The organism is Pseudomonas sp. RL_105y_Pfl2_101, assembly GCF_963970585.1.
GTDB lineage: Bacteria > Pseudomonadota > Gammaproteobacteria > Pseudomonadales > Pseudomonadaceae > Aquipseudomonas.
The window spans coordinates 20,987-35,779 of sequence record NZ_CAXAPG010000022.1 but is presented as its reverse complement, the minus strand read 5'-3'; the positions used below and the strand labels follow the sequence as shown (position 1 = coordinate 35,779).

Below are 14,793 nucleotides of genomic sequence, written 5' to 3'. Positions count from 1 at the left end.
CATGCTGATCGCGTCGTTGATTTTCCTGCTGACCATTACGTTGGTAATCTGGCAGCCCAAGGGGCTTGGCGTCGGCTGGAGCGCGACGCTCGGCGCGTTGCTGGCGTTGTTGAGCGGGGTGGTGCAGGTTGGCGACATTGCGCTGGTCTGGCAGATCATCTGGAACGCCACCGGTACGTTTTTCGCGCTGATCATCATCAGCCTGCTGTTGGATGAGGCCGGCCTCTTCGCCTGGGCGGCCTTGCATGTGGCCCGTTGGGGAAAGGGCGGCGGGCGCAAGCTGTTTGCGTTCATGGTGCTGCTGGGGGCGCTGGTGTCGGCCCTGTTTGCCAATGACGGGGCGGCGTTGATCCTGACGCCCATCGTGATTTCGATGCTGCTGGCGTTGCGTTTTTCCCCGACGGCGACCCTGGCATTCGTGATGGGTGCCGGTTTCATTGCCGACACCGCGAGCCTGCCACTGGTGGTGTCGAACCTAGTGAACATTGTCTCGGCGGACTTCTTCGGCATTGGTTTCAACCGTTATGCGGCGGTCATGGTACCGGTGAATCTGGTCAGCGTGGCAGCCAGCTTGGTGATCTTGCTGTGGTTCTTTCGTCGCGACATCCCGCGCGACTACGACCCCAATCAACTGGACGATCCTGCGACGGCGATCCACGACAAGGCAACGTTTTATGCCGGCTGGGCGGTGCTGGCGATCCTGCTGCTGGGCTGCTTTGCCCTGGAGCCGTTGGGGGTTCCTATCAGTGCGATCTCGGCAGTCTGCGCGGCGCTGCTGCTGGCTGTCGCGGCCCGCGGCCACAAGATTTCCACCCGCAAGGTGATGAAGGAAGCCCCCTGGCAGATCGTGATTTTCTCCCTCGGCATGTACTTGGTGGTCTATGGCCTGCGCAACGCCGGGCTGACCGGTTACCTGGCCCATTGGCTCGACGGTTTCGCCGAATATGGCGTGTGGGGTGCGGCCATGGGCACCGGGTTGCTGACGGCTTTCTTGTCATCGATCATGAATAACATGCCGACGGTACTGGTCGGTGCCTTGTCCATCGATGCCAGCCAAGCCACCGGGGTGGTGAAGGAGGCGATGATCTACGCCAACGTCATTGGCAGCGACCTGGGCCCGAAGATCACGCCGATTGGCAGCCTGGCGACGTTGCTGTGGTTGCATGTGCTGGAGCGCAAGAACATCCAGATCGGCTGGGGGTACTACTTCAAGGTCGGGATCGTGCTGACGCTGCCGGTGTTGTTGGTGACCTTGGCGGCGCTGGCGGTGCGGTTGTCGCTCTAGACCGAGTTGGCTTCATCGCGAGCAGGCTCGCGATGAGGCCCTGATAGGCAACATCTGCTCAGCCATTGCCCGGCACATTCGGCCAGAGATCGGCCACCAGGAATAGCCGCTCGGCTTCTTCCCACTCCCCCTCGGTATTTTCAGTCAGGCGCACCATCAGTTGTGCCGGCGCCATGGGATCCAGGTCCAGTCGCCAGGCCTCCAGTTGCGCAGTGTTCCAGGTCTGCTCGGCCGGATAATGCGCCGGTGCCAGCCAGGCGGCGCGGGGCAGGGGTTGCCAGCGCCCCGGCGGTCGTTGGTTGATAAACGCAGGCCAGTCCCGCTGGTGCAGCCAGCGACCGCGCAAGTGCCGGGGGTGGGCACCGGCCGGCGGTTCGGCCTGGCCTGGCCAGGGGTACAGCAAATACCCGCCCAGCCAGAGTTCGGAACGAAACAGCTCGATGCCCGAGGGCTCGATACCCAGTGCCGCCAGGGCCTCACGGCTTTCCGGGCGGGCCGAGATCGGCAATTGGTGTTCGCGCAGATGCGCCAGCTTGCGGTCGAGCCGGTCATGGCAACCCGGGCCCAGCCATTGCGCGGCGTCGAGCCCGTTACCTTGTTGGGGCCCCAGGTATAACTTGATCGCCAACTCCAGATGATGGATGCCGTCACGATCGCGCAAGAGCAGGTCCAGTTCACCCAGCGTATGGCCTTCGTGGCGGATCGGCAGGTTCGCGGCAATCAGCTCGATGCCTGGAGCGTGCTGCACGGCAAACTGCCACAACCTTTCGTAATACAGGCCCAGGCGTCGCGTCCGTCCTAGGGACAGGCAGTGCAGCAACGGGTAGCTGTCGCGGTCCAGTTGTCGCAGCCAGTGCTCCAACTGACCAGGCGCCTGCACCCAGTCACTGCCGGCCAGGGGGTGGCGCTGGGGCCAGGGCGTATCGATGAGCATCGGCGGGGCGATGATCGCCCACGCGAGGTCGCGCACTTCGGGATGGCGAAGGCGGCGGGGCAAGTCCAGCAATTCAGGGAACAGGATCATTTTGCGAGCATAGCCTGTGGGAAGGCTTAAAGGATTTTGTCTATGGAGCGCTTTCGCCCATAATCGTGTTTTTCGCCCGTCGCAGACCCTCGCAGGAGCCTCATGGAGCAATTTCGCAATATCGGCATCATCGGTCGCCTGGGCAGTTCGCAGGTGTTGGACACCGTTCGCCGTCTCAAACGTTTCCTCCTGGAGCGACACCTGCATGTGATCCTTGAAGATACCATCGCCGAAGTCTTGCCCGGCCATGGCCTGCAGACGTCGTCGCGCAAGATGCTGGGTGAGGTCTGCGACATGGTGATCGTGGTCGGCGGCGACGGCAGCCTGCTGGGGGCCGCCCGGGCCCTGGCGCGGCACAATATCCCGGTGCTGGGGATCAACCGGGGCAGCCTGGGGTTCCTCACCGATATCCGCCCTGACGAGCTGGAAACCAAGGTCGCCGAGGTGCTGGACGGCCACTACCTGGTGGAAAACCGCTTCCTGCTGCAAGCCGAGGTCCGTCGTCACGCCGAGGCCATCGGCCAGGGCGATGCCCTCAATGACGTGGTGCTGCACCCTGGCAAATCCACGCGCATGATCGAATTCGAGCTGTACATCGACGGGCAGTTCGTCTGCAGCCAGAAAGCCGACGGCCTGATCGTCGCGACTCCGACCGGTTCCACGGCCTACGCGCTGTCGGCCGGTGGGCCGATCATGCACCCCAAGCTCGACGCTATTGTGATTGTGCCCATGTACCCCCATACCTTGTCTGGGCGACCGATTGTGGTCGATGGCAACAGTGAGCTGAAAATCGTCGTGTCCAAGGATATGCAGATCTACCCGCAAGTGTCCTGTGACGGCCAGAATCATTTCACCTGCGCGCCGGGCGACACCATCACCGTCAGCAAGAAAGCGCAGAAGCTGCGCCTGATCCATCCGCTGGATCACAACTACTACGAAGTCTGCCGAACCAAGCTCGGCTGGGGCAGTCGGTTGGGGGGTGGAGGCGACTGATGCTCGATCCTGCGCGCAGTTACGATTTGATCGGTGATGTGCACGGGTGCGCCCTGACCCTTGAACACCTGCTGGACCGACTCGGTTACCACAAGCAGGGCGGTGTCTGGCGGCATCCGTCGCGCATGGCTGTGTTCCTGGGGGACATCATTGACCGTGGCCCGCGGATTCGCGAGGCGCTGCACATCGTCCACGATATGGTCGTGGCCGGCCAGGCGCTGTGCATCATGGGCAACCACGAGTTCAACGCCCTGGGCTGGAGCACACCGGCATTGCCGGGCAGCGGCCAGCGCTACGTGCGCGAACACACGCCGCGCCATGCCCGCCTGCTCAACGAGACCCTGACTCAGTTCGAGCAGCATCCCGGTGACTGGCATGACTTCCTCAAGTGGTTCTATGAACTGCCGCTGTTTGTCGACGCCGGCCGTTTCCGGGTGGTGCATGCCTGTTGGGATGCGGGCCTGATCGAACCGCTGCGTGGCCTCTTCCCGGACGGTTGTGTCGACGAACATTTCCTCCAGGCCTCGGCGCAACCGGGCAGTTTTGCCTGCACGGTGTTCGATCGTTTGCTGCGTGGCACGGACATGCGCCTGCCCCATGGCCTGACGCTGACCGGTGGCGATGGCCTGACCCGTTCGTTTTTCCGCACCAAGTTCTGGGAAGACAATCCGCAGACCTACGGCGACATCGTGTTCCAGCCCGACGCCTTGCCGGAACCGGTGGCCCGCACGCCGCTGTCGTCGGATGAAAAAAACAACCTGCTGCGCTATGGCGTCCATGAACCGTTGCTGTTCGTCGGCCACTATTGGCGCAGCGGCAAGCCCGCGCCCATTCGCCCGAACCTGGCCTGCCTGGATTACAGTGCGGTGCTCTACGGCAAGCTGGTCGCTTATCGCCTCGACCAGGAAACCCGCCTGGATCCGCACAAGTTTGTCTGGGTCGATGTCGAGCGGCCGGAGGTGGTGCAATGAGACTATCTGTCACGCGAACGCATTTTTTGAGGAAGTGCCATGGATGATTCGACGTTCGACCAACTGAAGGCCGCACTCCTTGCCGCGCCCGGTAACCTCGCGCTGCTGACACTGCTGCTCAACGCCAGTGTCGAGCGCAGTGAGTACGCGCGCGGGCTTGAGTTGCTGCCTGCCGATCTTGAGCAATGGATCGATGCCCAGGCCTTGAAAATGGCTGCGGCCGGGTTATGTATCGCCGCGGGTCAGGCGCAACGGGCCCTTCGCCTGATTGAAGGCGATGAGCCTGCTGCGCGGATGCTCAGGGCACGCGCCTTTGCGGCCCTGGAGCAGATGAAGGAGGCCCAGGTGGAATACCGCGCCGCGGTCGATGCCAACCCGGCCCTTGAGGACATGGCGCTATGGCGTCGGTTGAACGTATCCGTGACCGACTTTTCCGCTGCACAGGGGCGTCCGCGGTTGCGCGTGATCTCCAACGACAACACCGACCAGACCGAGGTCAGTCGCCTGTTGGTGCCGGAAAAGGAGGTCCTGTCCTTCGATGACATCGGTGGCCTGGACGAACTGAAGAAGACCATTCACAAGAAAATCATCCTGCCTTACCAGAAGCCCGGCCTGTTCCAGCGCTTTCGCAAGCGGGTCGGCGGTGGCGTCTTGCTCTATGGGCCCCCAGGGTGTGGCAAGACCATGCTGGCCCGAGCCACGGCCGGGGAGTGCAAGGCGACGTTCTTCAACGTGGCCATTTCCGATGTCCTGGACATGTACATCGGCGAATCCGAGCGCAAGTTGCACGCGCTGTTCGAGCAGGCCCGTGCCCAGGCACCGGCGGTGATGTTTTTTGATGAAGTCGAGGCCTTGGGGGGCAAGCGCTCCAATACCCGGGACTCGACGTCTTCGAAGCTGGTCAGCCAGTTCCTGTCCGAGATGGACGGGTTTACCAAGGATAATCACGGCGTATTGATTCTCGCGGCAACCAACGTGCCTTGGTCGGTGGACTCGGCTTTCAGGCGCCCGGGGCGTTTTGACCGGGTGCTGTTCGTGCCGCCGCCAGACCGGCCGGCCCGGGAAACCATGCTCAAATTGATGATGCAAGGCCGTCCGATGGCAGAAGACATCGACTTTGCGTTCCTGGCGAAAAACACCTCGGGCTTTTCCGGTGCGGACCTGGGGGAGTTGGTGGAAACCGCCGCTGACGAAGCGATCGAAGAGTCCATCAGCGGCGCGAGCGAGCAACCGATCTGCGACCGACATTTCAAGCAGGCGCTCAAGGAAGTACGGGCGACCACCCTGGAATGGCTGACCACAGCGCGCAATTACGCGCGTTACGCCAATGAAGGCAACCAGTACGACGAGGTGCTGGCCTTCCTAGACAAACATGGGAAGGGCCGTTGATGGCGCAGTATGGTGGTTATCGCATCGAAGACGAACCGCGTCCGGGCGCCCTGGCCAAGTGGGCCGTCTCACCTTTCTGGCCGCTGCTGGGGCTGATGCTGGGGGGCGCCTGGCTCGGTTTGCCGTGGTTTGTCTTCAACGCCATCGCGGTGGGCAGTCCGACCCGTTTACGTGAGTGGCTGCTGGCCGGCCTTTGCCTGGTGGGCAGCCTGATCATCGGCGTGGTGCTGCTGCAGCTGGTGGATGCGGGCTACATCCAGAGCCAGGCGCAGATTCAATACGCCTTGTTGATCCTGGTGGTCTGGAAACTTGCCATCGGCTACCTGTTGTTCATGCAGCAAAACGCGACCATCGAGATCTACCAGTACTATGGTGGCGTTCTGAACCGCTTTGGCTTGCCAGTCGTGCTGGTTGGCGCGTTCGTGCTCAAGGGCATGGTCATCAAGTGGGTGCCTGCCACTCTCTGGTATCTGGTGGTGAGCTGATGAATACCGATTATCTGCTGCAACTGGCGTATCAACGCTTGCAGGTCGACCATTACGACGGTGCCATCGACGCGCTGCGCCAATTGCTGGCGAGCGATCCGGATTCGGCCGAAGCCCATGCGTTGCTGGCGGTCTGTTTGATCAACCTGCGACGCGTGCATGCTGCCAGGCACGAGGTGCAGTTGGCGCTGGCGGCCGATGCACAACTACCACTCGCCCATTACGCCGCCGCCCAGGTTGCCATTGCCCTGCGCAAGTTCAAGCTGGCCCAGGAACATTTGACCCAATTGCTGGACATGGAACCGCTCAACCCGGTCAATTACCGCACCCTGGCCGACCTTTACCAGTTGACCGGCCGTCTGGAGCAAAGCCGCGAGCCGTTGGAAAAAGCCTTGGAATTGGCCCCCGACGATGCGTCCAACCTGGTTGCCATGGCTCAGTTTTATCGTGCCTGCGGCGACTGGGGGAAGGCGCATCAGTTCGCCCGCCAGGCCTTGCAGGCCGAACCGGGGCATACCGGGGCCGTGGTGGTGCTCGGGCACCTGTTGTTGCGCGAAGGTGACGTCGAGGGCGCGCGCGAGCACGCCATCTGGGCCCTGCAGGAAAACGCCAATGACCGGGCCGCGCTGCACTTACTGACCGCCGTCAAGGCTCGCAGCAGCCTGTTTTTGGGAACATGGTGGCGATTCAACAGTTGGATGACCGAGCGCAGCGCCAGTCGCGCCATTGTGGTGCTGTTGCTCATGTTCGTGGTCTATCGGGTAGTGGTCATCATTCTGACGGCCCAGGGCTACCCACAGGTGGCCCAGGCGATTGATTGGCTATGGCTGGGGTTTGCCGCGTACACCTTTGCCGCGCCACAGATATTCAGGCGCTCCCTGGAAAAAGAGCTGGCCCAGGTCAAGCTTTCCAGGGAATTCTAAATAGCGGGTATCCACACGGCTGTCAGTCGTGCTTTGCCTTGGAAACCACGACATTATTGGAGATTGCTTAACATGTCGTCTTTTGCAGAAATGATCCAGAACATCACCCCCGACATCTACCGGAGCCTGAAACTGGCGGTGGAAATCGGTAAATGGGCCGATGGCAACAAGCTCACCGCCGAGCAGCGTGAGCTGTCGCTGCAGGCGATGATCGCCTGGGAAATCCAGAACCTGCCCGAAGACGAGCGCACTGGCTACATGGGCGCGCAGGAATGCCAATCGAAGTCCACTGAAGTGCCGAATATCCTGTTCAAGTCGGACGCTATCCATTGATCGAGATTGGCCGCGGTGCAATCAGCAAAATGTCGGCGCGCCTTGACGGGCCGACTGTTCAATACGCCTTTCGCCTGGACGATCTCGAGGTGCCGGTCAACCCGTTGATCGGCAGCACGGTGCGCCTGGAGTACCTCGGTGCAATCCACTGCACCCACTGTGGGCGCCGGACCAAGACCAGCTTCAGCCAGGGTTATTGTTACCCTTGCATGACCAAACTGGCCCAGTGCGACCTGTGCATCATGAGCCCCGAGCGTTGCCATTACGAGGCGGGCACCTGCCGTGACCCGGCCTGGGGCGAACAGTTCTGCATGACCGATCATGTGGTCTACCTGGCCAATTCCTCGGGTGTGAAAGTCGGCATCACCCGCGCCACGCAATTGCCGACCCGTTGGCTTGACCAGGGTGCCAGCCAGGCGCTGCCGATCCTGCGGGTTGCCACCCGCCAGCAATCGGGGTTTGTCGAAGACCTGTTCCGCAGCCAAGTGGCGGACAAGACCAACTGGCGCGCCTTGCTCAAGGGCGACGCCGTGGCGGTGGACCTGCCGGCGATCCGCGACTCGCTGTTCGAAAGCTGCGCGCAGGGATTGCAGGGCTTGCAGGAACGATTCGGCCTGCAAGCGATCCAGACCATAGCGGACGTCGAGCCCATCGAGATCCGTTATCCGGTGGAGCAATACCCGGCCAAGATCGTCAGCTTCAACCTGGACAAGAACCCGATCGCCGAAGGCACGCTGTTGGGGATCAAGGGTCAATACCTGATTTTCGACACCGGCGTGATCAACATTCGTAAATACACGGCCTACCAGCTCGCCGTGCATCAGTAGAAGGATTCGACCCATGCGCACCGAACAACCGAAGATGATTTACCTGAAGGACTATCAGGCCCCTGAGTACCTGATCGATGAGACGCACCTGACCTTCGAGTTGTTCGAGGACCACAGCCTGGTCCATGCGCAACTGGTGATGCGCCGCAACCCCGAGCGTGGTGCCGGGCTGCCGCCGCTGGTGCTCGATGGCCAGCATCTGGAACTGCTCTCGCTCAAGCTCGACGACGCCGACCTGGGGCAGGGCGATTATCAAGTGGACGACAGCCACCTGACCGTTCACCCCAAGGCTCAGGCCTTCACGCTCGACACCACCGTCCGGATCCACCCGGAAACCAACACCGCTCTGGAAGGTTTGTACAAATCCGGCAGCATGTTCTGCACCCAGTGCGAGGCCGAAGGTTTCCGCAAAATCACCTATTACCTCGACCGCCCGGATGTGATGAGCACGTTCACCACCACCGTGGTGGCCGAGCAGCACAGCTACCCGGTGCTGCTGTCCAACGGCAACCCGATTGCCAGCGGCCCCGGTGAAGACGGCCGGCACTGGGCGACCTGGGAAGACCCGTTCAAAAAGCCTGCCTACCTGTTTGCCCTGGTGGCCGGCGACCTGTGGTGCGTCGAAGACACCTTCACCACCCTGAGCGAGCGCACCGTGGCGCTGCGCATCTACGTCGAGCCGGAAAACATCGACAAATGCCAGCACGCCATGACCAGCCTGAAGAAGTCGATGCGCTGGGACGAAGAGGTCTACGGGCGCGAGTACGACCTGGACATCTTCATGATTGTCGCGGTCAACGATTTCAACATGGGCGCCATGGAGAACAAGGGCCTCAACATCTTCAACTCCAGCGCCGTGCTGGCCCGCGCCGAAACCGCCACCGATGCCGCTCACCAGCGGGTCGAGGCGATCGTTGCCCACGAATACTTCCATAACTGGTCGGGCAACCGCGTGACCTGTCGCGACTGGTTCCAACTGTCGCTCAAGGAAGGTTTCACCGTGTTCCGCGATGCCGGGTTCTCGGCCGACATGAACTCCGCCACGGTCAAGCGCATCCAGGACGTGGCGTACCTGCGTACCCACCAGTTCGCCGAAGACGCCGGCCCCATGGCCCATCCGGTGCGGCCGGACAGTTTCATCGAGATCTCCAACTTCTATACCCTGACCGTGTACGAAAAGGGCTCGGAAGTGGTTGGCATGATCCACACCCTGCTGGGGCCTGAGGGTTTCCGCAAGGGCAGTGACCTGTACTTCGAGCGCCACGACGGGCAGGCCGTGACCTGCGACGACTTCATCAAGGCCATGGAAGATGCCAACGGCGTCGACCTGGCCCAGTTCAAGCGCTGGTACAGCCAGGCCGGTACGCCACGGCTGGCGGTGAGCGAGTCTTACGACGCCGCTGCCAAGACCTACAGCCTGACCTTCCGTCAGAGTTGCCCGCCGACTCCGGACAAGATGGAAAAACTGCCGTTCGTGATTCCTGTGGAACTGGGCCTGCTGGACAGCCAGGGCGCCGGGATCCCGTTGCGCCTGACCGGTGAGGCGGTGGCAAACGGCACGTCCCGGGTGATCTCGGTGACCGAAGCCGAGCAGACCTTCACCTTCGTCGACGTCGCCGAACAACCGCTGCCTTCGTTGCTGCGTGGTTTCTCGGCACCGGTGAAACTGAGCTTCCCGTACAACCGCGACCAGTTGATGTTCCTGATGCAACACGACAGCGACGGCTTCAACCGTTGGGATGCCGGCCAGCAGCTGTCGGTGCAGGTGTTGCAGGAATTGATCGCCCAGCATCAGCAGGGCGCCGGCCTGACGCTGGATCCGCGCCTGGTCAGTGCGCTGCGCAGCGTGCTGACGGACGAGTCCCTGGACCAGGCCATGGTCGCCGAAATGCTCTCGCTGCCAAGCGAAGCCTACCTGACGGAAATCAGCGAAGTGGCTGACGTCGAGGCGATCCATGCCGCCCGTGAGTTCGCCCGCCAGCAGTTGGCCGAGAATCTGTTTGAAGCCCTGTGGCTGCGCTATGCAGCCAACCGCGACCTGTCGAAGAAAACGCCTTACGTGGCCGAGGCCGAGCACTTTGCCCGTCGCGCGTTGCAGAACATCGCCCTGTCGTACCTGATGCTCACCGACAAGCCTGAGGTGCTGAGCGCGACCCTGGAGCAGTTCGACACCGCCGACAACATGACCGAGCGCCTGACCGCGCTGGCGGTGCTGGTCAACTCGCCGTTCGAAGCCGAGAAGGCCAAGGCTCTGGAAGTGTTTGCGGAAAACTTCAAGGGTAACCCGCTGGTCATGGACCAATGGTTCAGCGTCCAGGCCGGCAGCCCGTTGCCGGGTGGCCTGGCGCGGGTCAAGGCGCTGATGGAGCACTCGGCGTTCAACATCAAGAACCCTAACAAGGTGCGGGCGCTGGTGGGGGCGTTTGCCGGGCAGAACCTGATCAATTTCCACGCGGCCGACGGGTCGGGTTATCGCTTCCTGGCGGACCTGGTCATCCAGCTCAATGGCTTCAACCCGCAGATCGCCTCCCGGCAACTGGCCCCGCTGACCCGCTGGCGCAAATACGACAGCGCCCGCCAGGCGCTGATGAAAGCCGAGCTGGAGCGCATCCAGGCGTCCGGCGGGCTGTCCGCCGATGTGTTCGAGGTGGTGAGCAAGAGCCTGGCATAAACAGGCACTGCCTTACCTTTGTGGCGAGGGAGCTTGCTCCCTCGCCACATTCATCACCCTCACGAATGTCTTCTGATTCACCCTTGGCCAATAGCCCCGTGGTTAACAAAAGATAACGCGGCGTCGATTGTCAGACCTTTCGAAAGCCCGATAGGATAGGTTCCGCTTGCTAAGTGGCTCTAGATTGCAGGTTTCAGGACTATGCTCCAGGACTGGCAACGTACCAAGCCATAACAATAATAATGGGGGAAAGGTCTATGAATGAGCCTGTCATGGCTGTGGGCCGCAGCCGGCCGCCGATGCTGCGCAGAGTCGCGTTGCTGGCTTCGGCGCTCTCGCTGCTGGGCTCTGCGCTGTTGTCGGCACCGGTGATGGCTGTTGCAGCGTCGACGTCCGATGTCATCTATTCCGTCGAATCGGCCAAGGCCAGCAAAACCCTGATGCTCGATGTGGTCCACGCCGGCCAGCGCCTGGTGGCGGTCGGTGATCGTGGGCACATTGTCTATTCCGATGACCAGGGCACGTCCTGGACCCAGGCCAAGGTGCCGACCCGCCAACTGCTCACCGCAGTTTTTTTCGTTGACGACAAGCACGGTTGGGCCGTGGGGCATGATGCGCAGGTCCTCGCCAGCGATGACGCCGGCAGCACCTGGACCAAGCAATTCGAAGACCTTACCCGCGAAGCACCCCTGCTGGACGTCTGGTTCAAGGACCTCAGCAACGGTTTCGCCGTGGGTGCCTACGGCGCACTGTTGGAAACCACTGACGGCGGCAAGCACTGGGAAGACGCCAGCGACCGCCTCGACAACGAAGACCAGTTCCACCTCAACGCGATCGCGGCCGTGAAAGACGCCGGGCTGTTCATTGTCGGCGAGGCCGGCAGCATGTTCCGCTCCGCCGACGAGGGCCAGACCTGGGAGAAGGTCGAAGGCCCGTATGAAGGCTCGTTGTTCGGGGTCATCGGCACCGCCCAACCTTCTACGCTGCTGGCCTACGGCTTGCGCGGCAACCTGTACCGTTCCACCGATTTTGGCGGCACTTGGGAGCAGGTCGAGCTCAAGGCCGCCCGGGGCAACCTGGAATTCGGCCTGTCGGGCGCCACGTTGCTGGCGGACGGTTCCATCGTGATTGTCGGCAATGGCGGCAGCGTGGTGCGCAGTACCGACGACGGCGAGACCTTCAGCGTGTTCAACCGCCCGGACCGAATCTCCGTGGCGGCCGTCACGGCGGCAGGCAACGGTAACCTGATCCTGGCGGGGCAAGGCGGCGTGCGCGCCACCACCTCCACCGGCGCCGAACTGAGCAAATGAGTCAGGCCTGCACGACGGGCATAAAAACAAGAAGGCGGACCCCATGAGCAGTCATCACCAAGACAAGGCGACGTTCCTCGAACGCCTGATTTTCAATAACCGCCCGGCAGTGATCAGCATTTGCCTGCTGGTCAGTATCTTTCTGTTCTGGCAGGCCACGCTGATTCGGCCCTCCACCAGTTTCGAAAAAATGATCCCCCTCGAGCACCCCTTCATCCAGAAGATGCTCGAGCACCGCAACGACCTGGCGAACCTGGGCAACACGGTGCGCATTTCCGTGGAAGCCACCAACGGCGACATTTTCTCCAAGGACTACATGGAGACCCTGCGCCAGATCCACGACGAGGTGTTCTACATCTCCGGTGTCGACCGTTCCGGGCTCAAGTCATTGTGGAGCCCCAGCGTGCGCTGGACCGAAGTGACGGAGGAGGGCTTTGCCGGCGGAGAGGTGATTCCCCAGAGCTACAACGGTTCGGCCGACAGCCTCGACCTGCTGCGCAACAACGTGCTCAAGTCCGGTCAGGTCGGGCGCCTGGTGGCCAACGACTTCAAGTCGAGCATCATCGACATCCCACTGCTGGAGTCCTATCCCGACCCGCAGGACCAAGGCAAATTGCTCGCCCTCGACTATCGGAAGTTTTCCCACGAGCTTGAAGACAAGATCCGCAACAAGTTCGAAGCCCAGAACCCGAATGTGCAGATCCACATCGTCGGTTTCGCCAAGAAGGTCGGCGACCTGATCGACGGGCTGATCATGGTGGTGCTGTTCTTCGGCGTGGCCTTCGTCATCACCCTGATCCTGCTGTACTGGTTTACCAACTGCATGCGCAGCACCGTTGCGGTGTTGACCACCACCCTGGTGGCCGTGGGCTGGCAGCTGGGGCTGATGCATGCGGCCGGTTTCGGCCTGGATCCATACTCGATGCTGGTGCCGTTCCTGATCTTTGCCATCGGCATTTCCCACGGGGTACAGAAAATCAATGGCATTGCCTTGCAGTCCAGCGAGGCGGACAACGCCCTGACAGCGGCGCGGCGCACCTTCCGGCAGTTGTTCCTGCCGGGGATGATCGCGATCCTGGCGGACGCCGTGGGCTTCATCACCCTGCTGATCATCGACATCGGCGTGATCCGCGAACTGGCCATCGGTGCCTCCATCGGCGTGGCGGTGATTGTGTTCACCAACCTGATTCTGTTGCCGGTGGCGATTTCCTATGTCGGCATCAGCAAGCGTGCCATCGAGCGTAGCAAGAAGGACGCGACGCGTGAGCACCCGTTCTGGCGTCTGTTGTCGAAGTTTGCCAGCGCCAAGGTCGCGCCGGTCTCGGTGGTCCTGGCCCTTATCGCCTTCGGTGGCGGTCTCTGGTACAGCCAGAACCTGAAAATCGGCGACCTGGACCAGGGCGCGCCGGAGTTGCGTCCAGACTCGCGCTACAACCAGGACAACAACTTCATTATCAGCAACTACTCCACCAGCTCCGATGTCCTGGTGGTGATGGTCAAGACCAAAGCTGAAGGCTGCTCACGCTATGAGGCCATGGCACCCATCGACGAGTTGATGTGGAAAATGCAGAACACCGAGGGGGTGCAGTCGGCGATCTCCCTGGTCACCGTGTCCAAGCAAGTGATCAAGGGCATGAACGAGGGGAACCTGAAATGGGAAACCCTGTCGCGCAACCCTGTCGTGCTGAACAACTCCATTGCCCGGGCCGATGGCCTGTACAACAACAACTGCTCCGTGGCCCCGGTATTGGTTTTCCTCAACGACCACAAGGCCGAGACCCTGGACCGCGCCGTGAAGGTGGTGCAGGATTTCGCCAAGGAAAACAACCGCGATGGCCTGGAGTTCATCCTTGCCGCCGGCAACGCCGGTATCGAAGCGGCCACCAATGAAGTGATCAAGGAATCGGAGCTGACCATCCTGATCCTGGTGTACATCTGCGTGGCGACCATGTGCATGATCACCTTCCGTTCCTGGGCGGCGACGCTGTGCATCGTGTTGCCGCTGGTGTTGACCTCGGTGCTGGGCAACGCCCTGATGGCGTTCATGGGCATTGGCGTGAAGGTCGCGACGCTGCCAGTGGTGGCGTTGGGCGTAGGCATCGGCGTTGACTACGGAATCTATATTTATAGCCGCCTGGAAAGTTTCCTGCGGGCCGGGTTGCCGTTGCAGGAAGCCTACTACCAGACGCTGAAGTCCACCGGAAAAGCCGTGCTGTTCACCGGCCTGTGCCTGGCGATTGGTGTGTGCACCTGGATTTTCTCGGCCATCAAGTTCCAGGCCGACATGGGCTTGATGCTGACGTTCATGTTGCTGTGGAACATGTTCGGTGCGCTGTGGCTGCTGCCGGCGTTGGCGCGGTTCCTGATCAAGCCTGAGAAACTGGCGGGGCAGAAGGGCAATTCGTTGTTTGCTCATTGATCGACGGTAGAATCTGCCCAATGTGGGAGCGAGCTTGCTCGCGATAGCGGTGTGACAGTCAATGAAGGTGTTGAATGTCAGTGCGCAATCGCGAGCAAGCTCCCACAGGTTTTTTTGCCGCTCAGACACTGATCATTCCTAGCCACAATCACATCCGCTTGAG

At 61.5% G+C, this 14,793-nt stretch carries 12 protein-coding genes; 11 read left to right on the top strand and 1 reads right to left on the bottom strand.

The genetic code is table 11. The features are described from left to right. Position 1: 1 nt before the first annotated feature. Positions 2 to 1,285, top strand: coding sequence for an arsenic transporter (locus tag AACY31_RS20370; protein WP_339505029.1), 1,284 nt, complete (start codon positions 2 to 4; stop codon positions 1,283 to 1,285). Between the two features lie 58 nt (positions 1,286 to 1,343). On the opposite strand, the gene AACY31_RS20365 is transcribed toward AACY31_RS20370, so the two are convergent. Beyond that, positions 1,344 to 2,309: a DUF1853 family protein gene (locus tag AACY31_RS20365; protein WP_339478869.1), complete on the bottom strand. Its 966-nt coding sequence runs from the start codon at positions 2,307 to 2,309 to the stop codon at positions 1,344 to 1,346. A gap of 102 nt (positions 2,310 to 2,411) precedes the next feature. On the opposite strand from AACY31_RS20365, the gene AACY31_RS20360 reads away from it, so the two are divergent. From AACY31_RS20360 to AACY31_RS20315, 10 genes are all read left to right on the top strand, one after another. After that, a complete protein-coding gene (locus AACY31_RS20360; protein ID WP_003202709.1) occupies positions 2,412 to 3,302 on the top strand; it encodes an NAD(+) kinase in 891 nt (296 codons plus the stop codon). After that, the gene (locus AACY31_RS20355) at positions 3,299 to 4,273 is read left to right on the top strand and encodes a metallophosphoesterase (RefSeq protein WP_339478907.1); all 975 of its coding nucleotides are present in this window, start codon (positions 3,299 to 3,301) and stop codon (positions 4,271 to 4,273) included. Before AACY31_RS20360 ends, AACY31_RS20355 begins: the two co-directional genes overlap by 4 nt. A 39-nt stretch (positions 4,274 to 4,312) precedes the next feature. Continuing rightward, entirely contained in the window at positions 4,313 to 5,662 is a 1,350-nt protein-coding gene (locus tag AACY31_RS20350; protein ID WP_339478870.1) for an ATP-binding protein, read from the top strand. Beyond that, complete coding sequence (locus AACY31_RS20345; protein WP_339478871.1) at positions 5,662 to 6,147, top strand: hypothetical protein; 486 nt, start codon at positions 5,662 to 5,664, stop codon at positions 6,145 to 6,147. The genes AACY31_RS20350 and AACY31_RS20345 overlap by 1 nt, the downstream gene beginning before the upstream one ends. Then, on the top strand, positions 6,147 to 7,070 hold the full coding sequence (locus AACY31_RS20340; RefSeq protein WP_339478872.1) for a tetratricopeptide repeat protein: 924 nt from the start codon (positions 6,147 to 6,149) through the stop codon (positions 7,068 to 7,070). The genes AACY31_RS20345 and AACY31_RS20340 overlap by 1 nt, the downstream gene beginning before the upstream one ends. A 72-nt stretch (positions 7,071 to 7,142) precedes the next feature. Next, positions 7,143 to 7,403: a YeaC family protein gene (locus AACY31_RS20335; RefSeq protein ID WP_339478873.1), complete on the top strand. Its 261-nt coding sequence runs from the start codon at positions 7,143 to 7,145 to the stop codon at positions 7,401 to 7,403. Next, on the top strand, positions 7,400 to 8,230 hold the full coding sequence (locus AACY31_RS20330; protein WP_339478874.1) for a DUF2797 domain-containing protein: 831 nt from the start codon (positions 7,400 to 7,402) through the stop codon (positions 8,228 to 8,230). Before AACY31_RS20335 ends, AACY31_RS20330 begins: the two co-directional genes overlap by 4 nt. A gap of 13 nt (positions 8,231 to 8,243) precedes the next feature. After that, positions 8,244 to 10,901 carry an aminopeptidase N gene (pepN, locus tag AACY31_RS20325; RefSeq protein ID WP_339505028.1) on the top strand — a complete coding sequence of 886 codons (2,658 nt, stop codon included), beginning with the start codon at positions 8,244 to 8,246 and terminating at the stop codon, positions 10,899 to 10,901. A gap of 257 nt (positions 10,902 to 11,158) precedes the next feature. Then, on the top strand, positions 11,159 to 12,211 hold the full coding sequence (locus AACY31_RS20320) for a WD40/YVTN/BNR-like repeat-containing protein (RefSeq protein ID WP_339492167.1): 1,053 nt from the start codon (positions 11,159 to 11,161) through the stop codon (positions 12,209 to 12,211). Between the two features lie 43 nt (positions 12,212 to 12,254). Further along, positions 12,255 to 14,630 (top strand): efflux RND transporter permease subunit, encoded by a 2,376-nt coding sequence (locus tag AACY31_RS20315; protein WP_339478877.1) that lies wholly within the window; start codon positions 12,255 to 12,257, stop codon positions 14,628 to 14,630. Positions 14,631 to 14,793 lie beyond the last annotated feature (163 nt).

What these genes read in the sequence shown, in the direction of transcription:
- AACY31_RS20370 (WP_339505029.1), top strand. Translation starts at nt 2, where the DNA reads ATGCTGATCGCGTCGTTGATTTTCCTGCTGACCATTACGTTGGTAATC.
- AACY31_RS20365 (WP_339478869.1), bottom strand. Translation starts at nt 2,309, where the DNA reads ATGATCCTGTTCCCTGAATTGCTGGACTTGCCCCGCCGCCTTCGCCAT.
- AACY31_RS20360 (WP_003202709.1), top strand. Translation starts at nt 2,412, where the DNA reads ATGGAGCAATTTCGCAATATCGGCATCATCGGTCGCCTGGGCAGTTCG.
- AACY31_RS20350 (WP_339478870.1), top strand. Translation starts at nt 4,313, where the DNA reads ATGGATGATTCGACGTTCGACCAACTGAAGGCCGCACTCCTTGCCGCG.
- AACY31_RS20345 (WP_339478871.1), top strand. Translation starts at nt 5,662, where the DNA reads ATGGCGCAGTATGGTGGTTATCGCATCGAAGACGAACCGCGTCCGGGC.
- AACY31_RS20340 (WP_339478872.1), top strand. Translation starts at nt 6,147, where the DNA reads ATGAATACCGATTATCTGCTGCAACTGGCGTATCAACGCTTGCAGGTC.
- AACY31_RS20335 (WP_339478873.1), top strand. Translation starts at nt 7,143, where the DNA reads ATGTCGTCTTTTGCAGAAATGATCCAGAACATCACCCCCGACATCTAC.
- pepN (WP_339505028.1), top strand. Translation starts at nt 8,244, where the DNA reads ATGCGCACCGAACAACCGAAGATGATTTACCTGAAGGACTATCAGGCC.
- AACY31_RS20320 (WP_339492167.1), top strand. Translation starts at nt 11,159, where the DNA reads ATGAATGAGCCTGTCATGGCTGTGGGCCGCAGCCGGCCGCCGATGCTG.
- AACY31_RS20315 (WP_339478877.1), top strand. Translation starts at nt 12,255, where the DNA reads ATGAGCAGTCATCACCAAGACAAGGCGACGTTCCTCGAACGCCTGATT.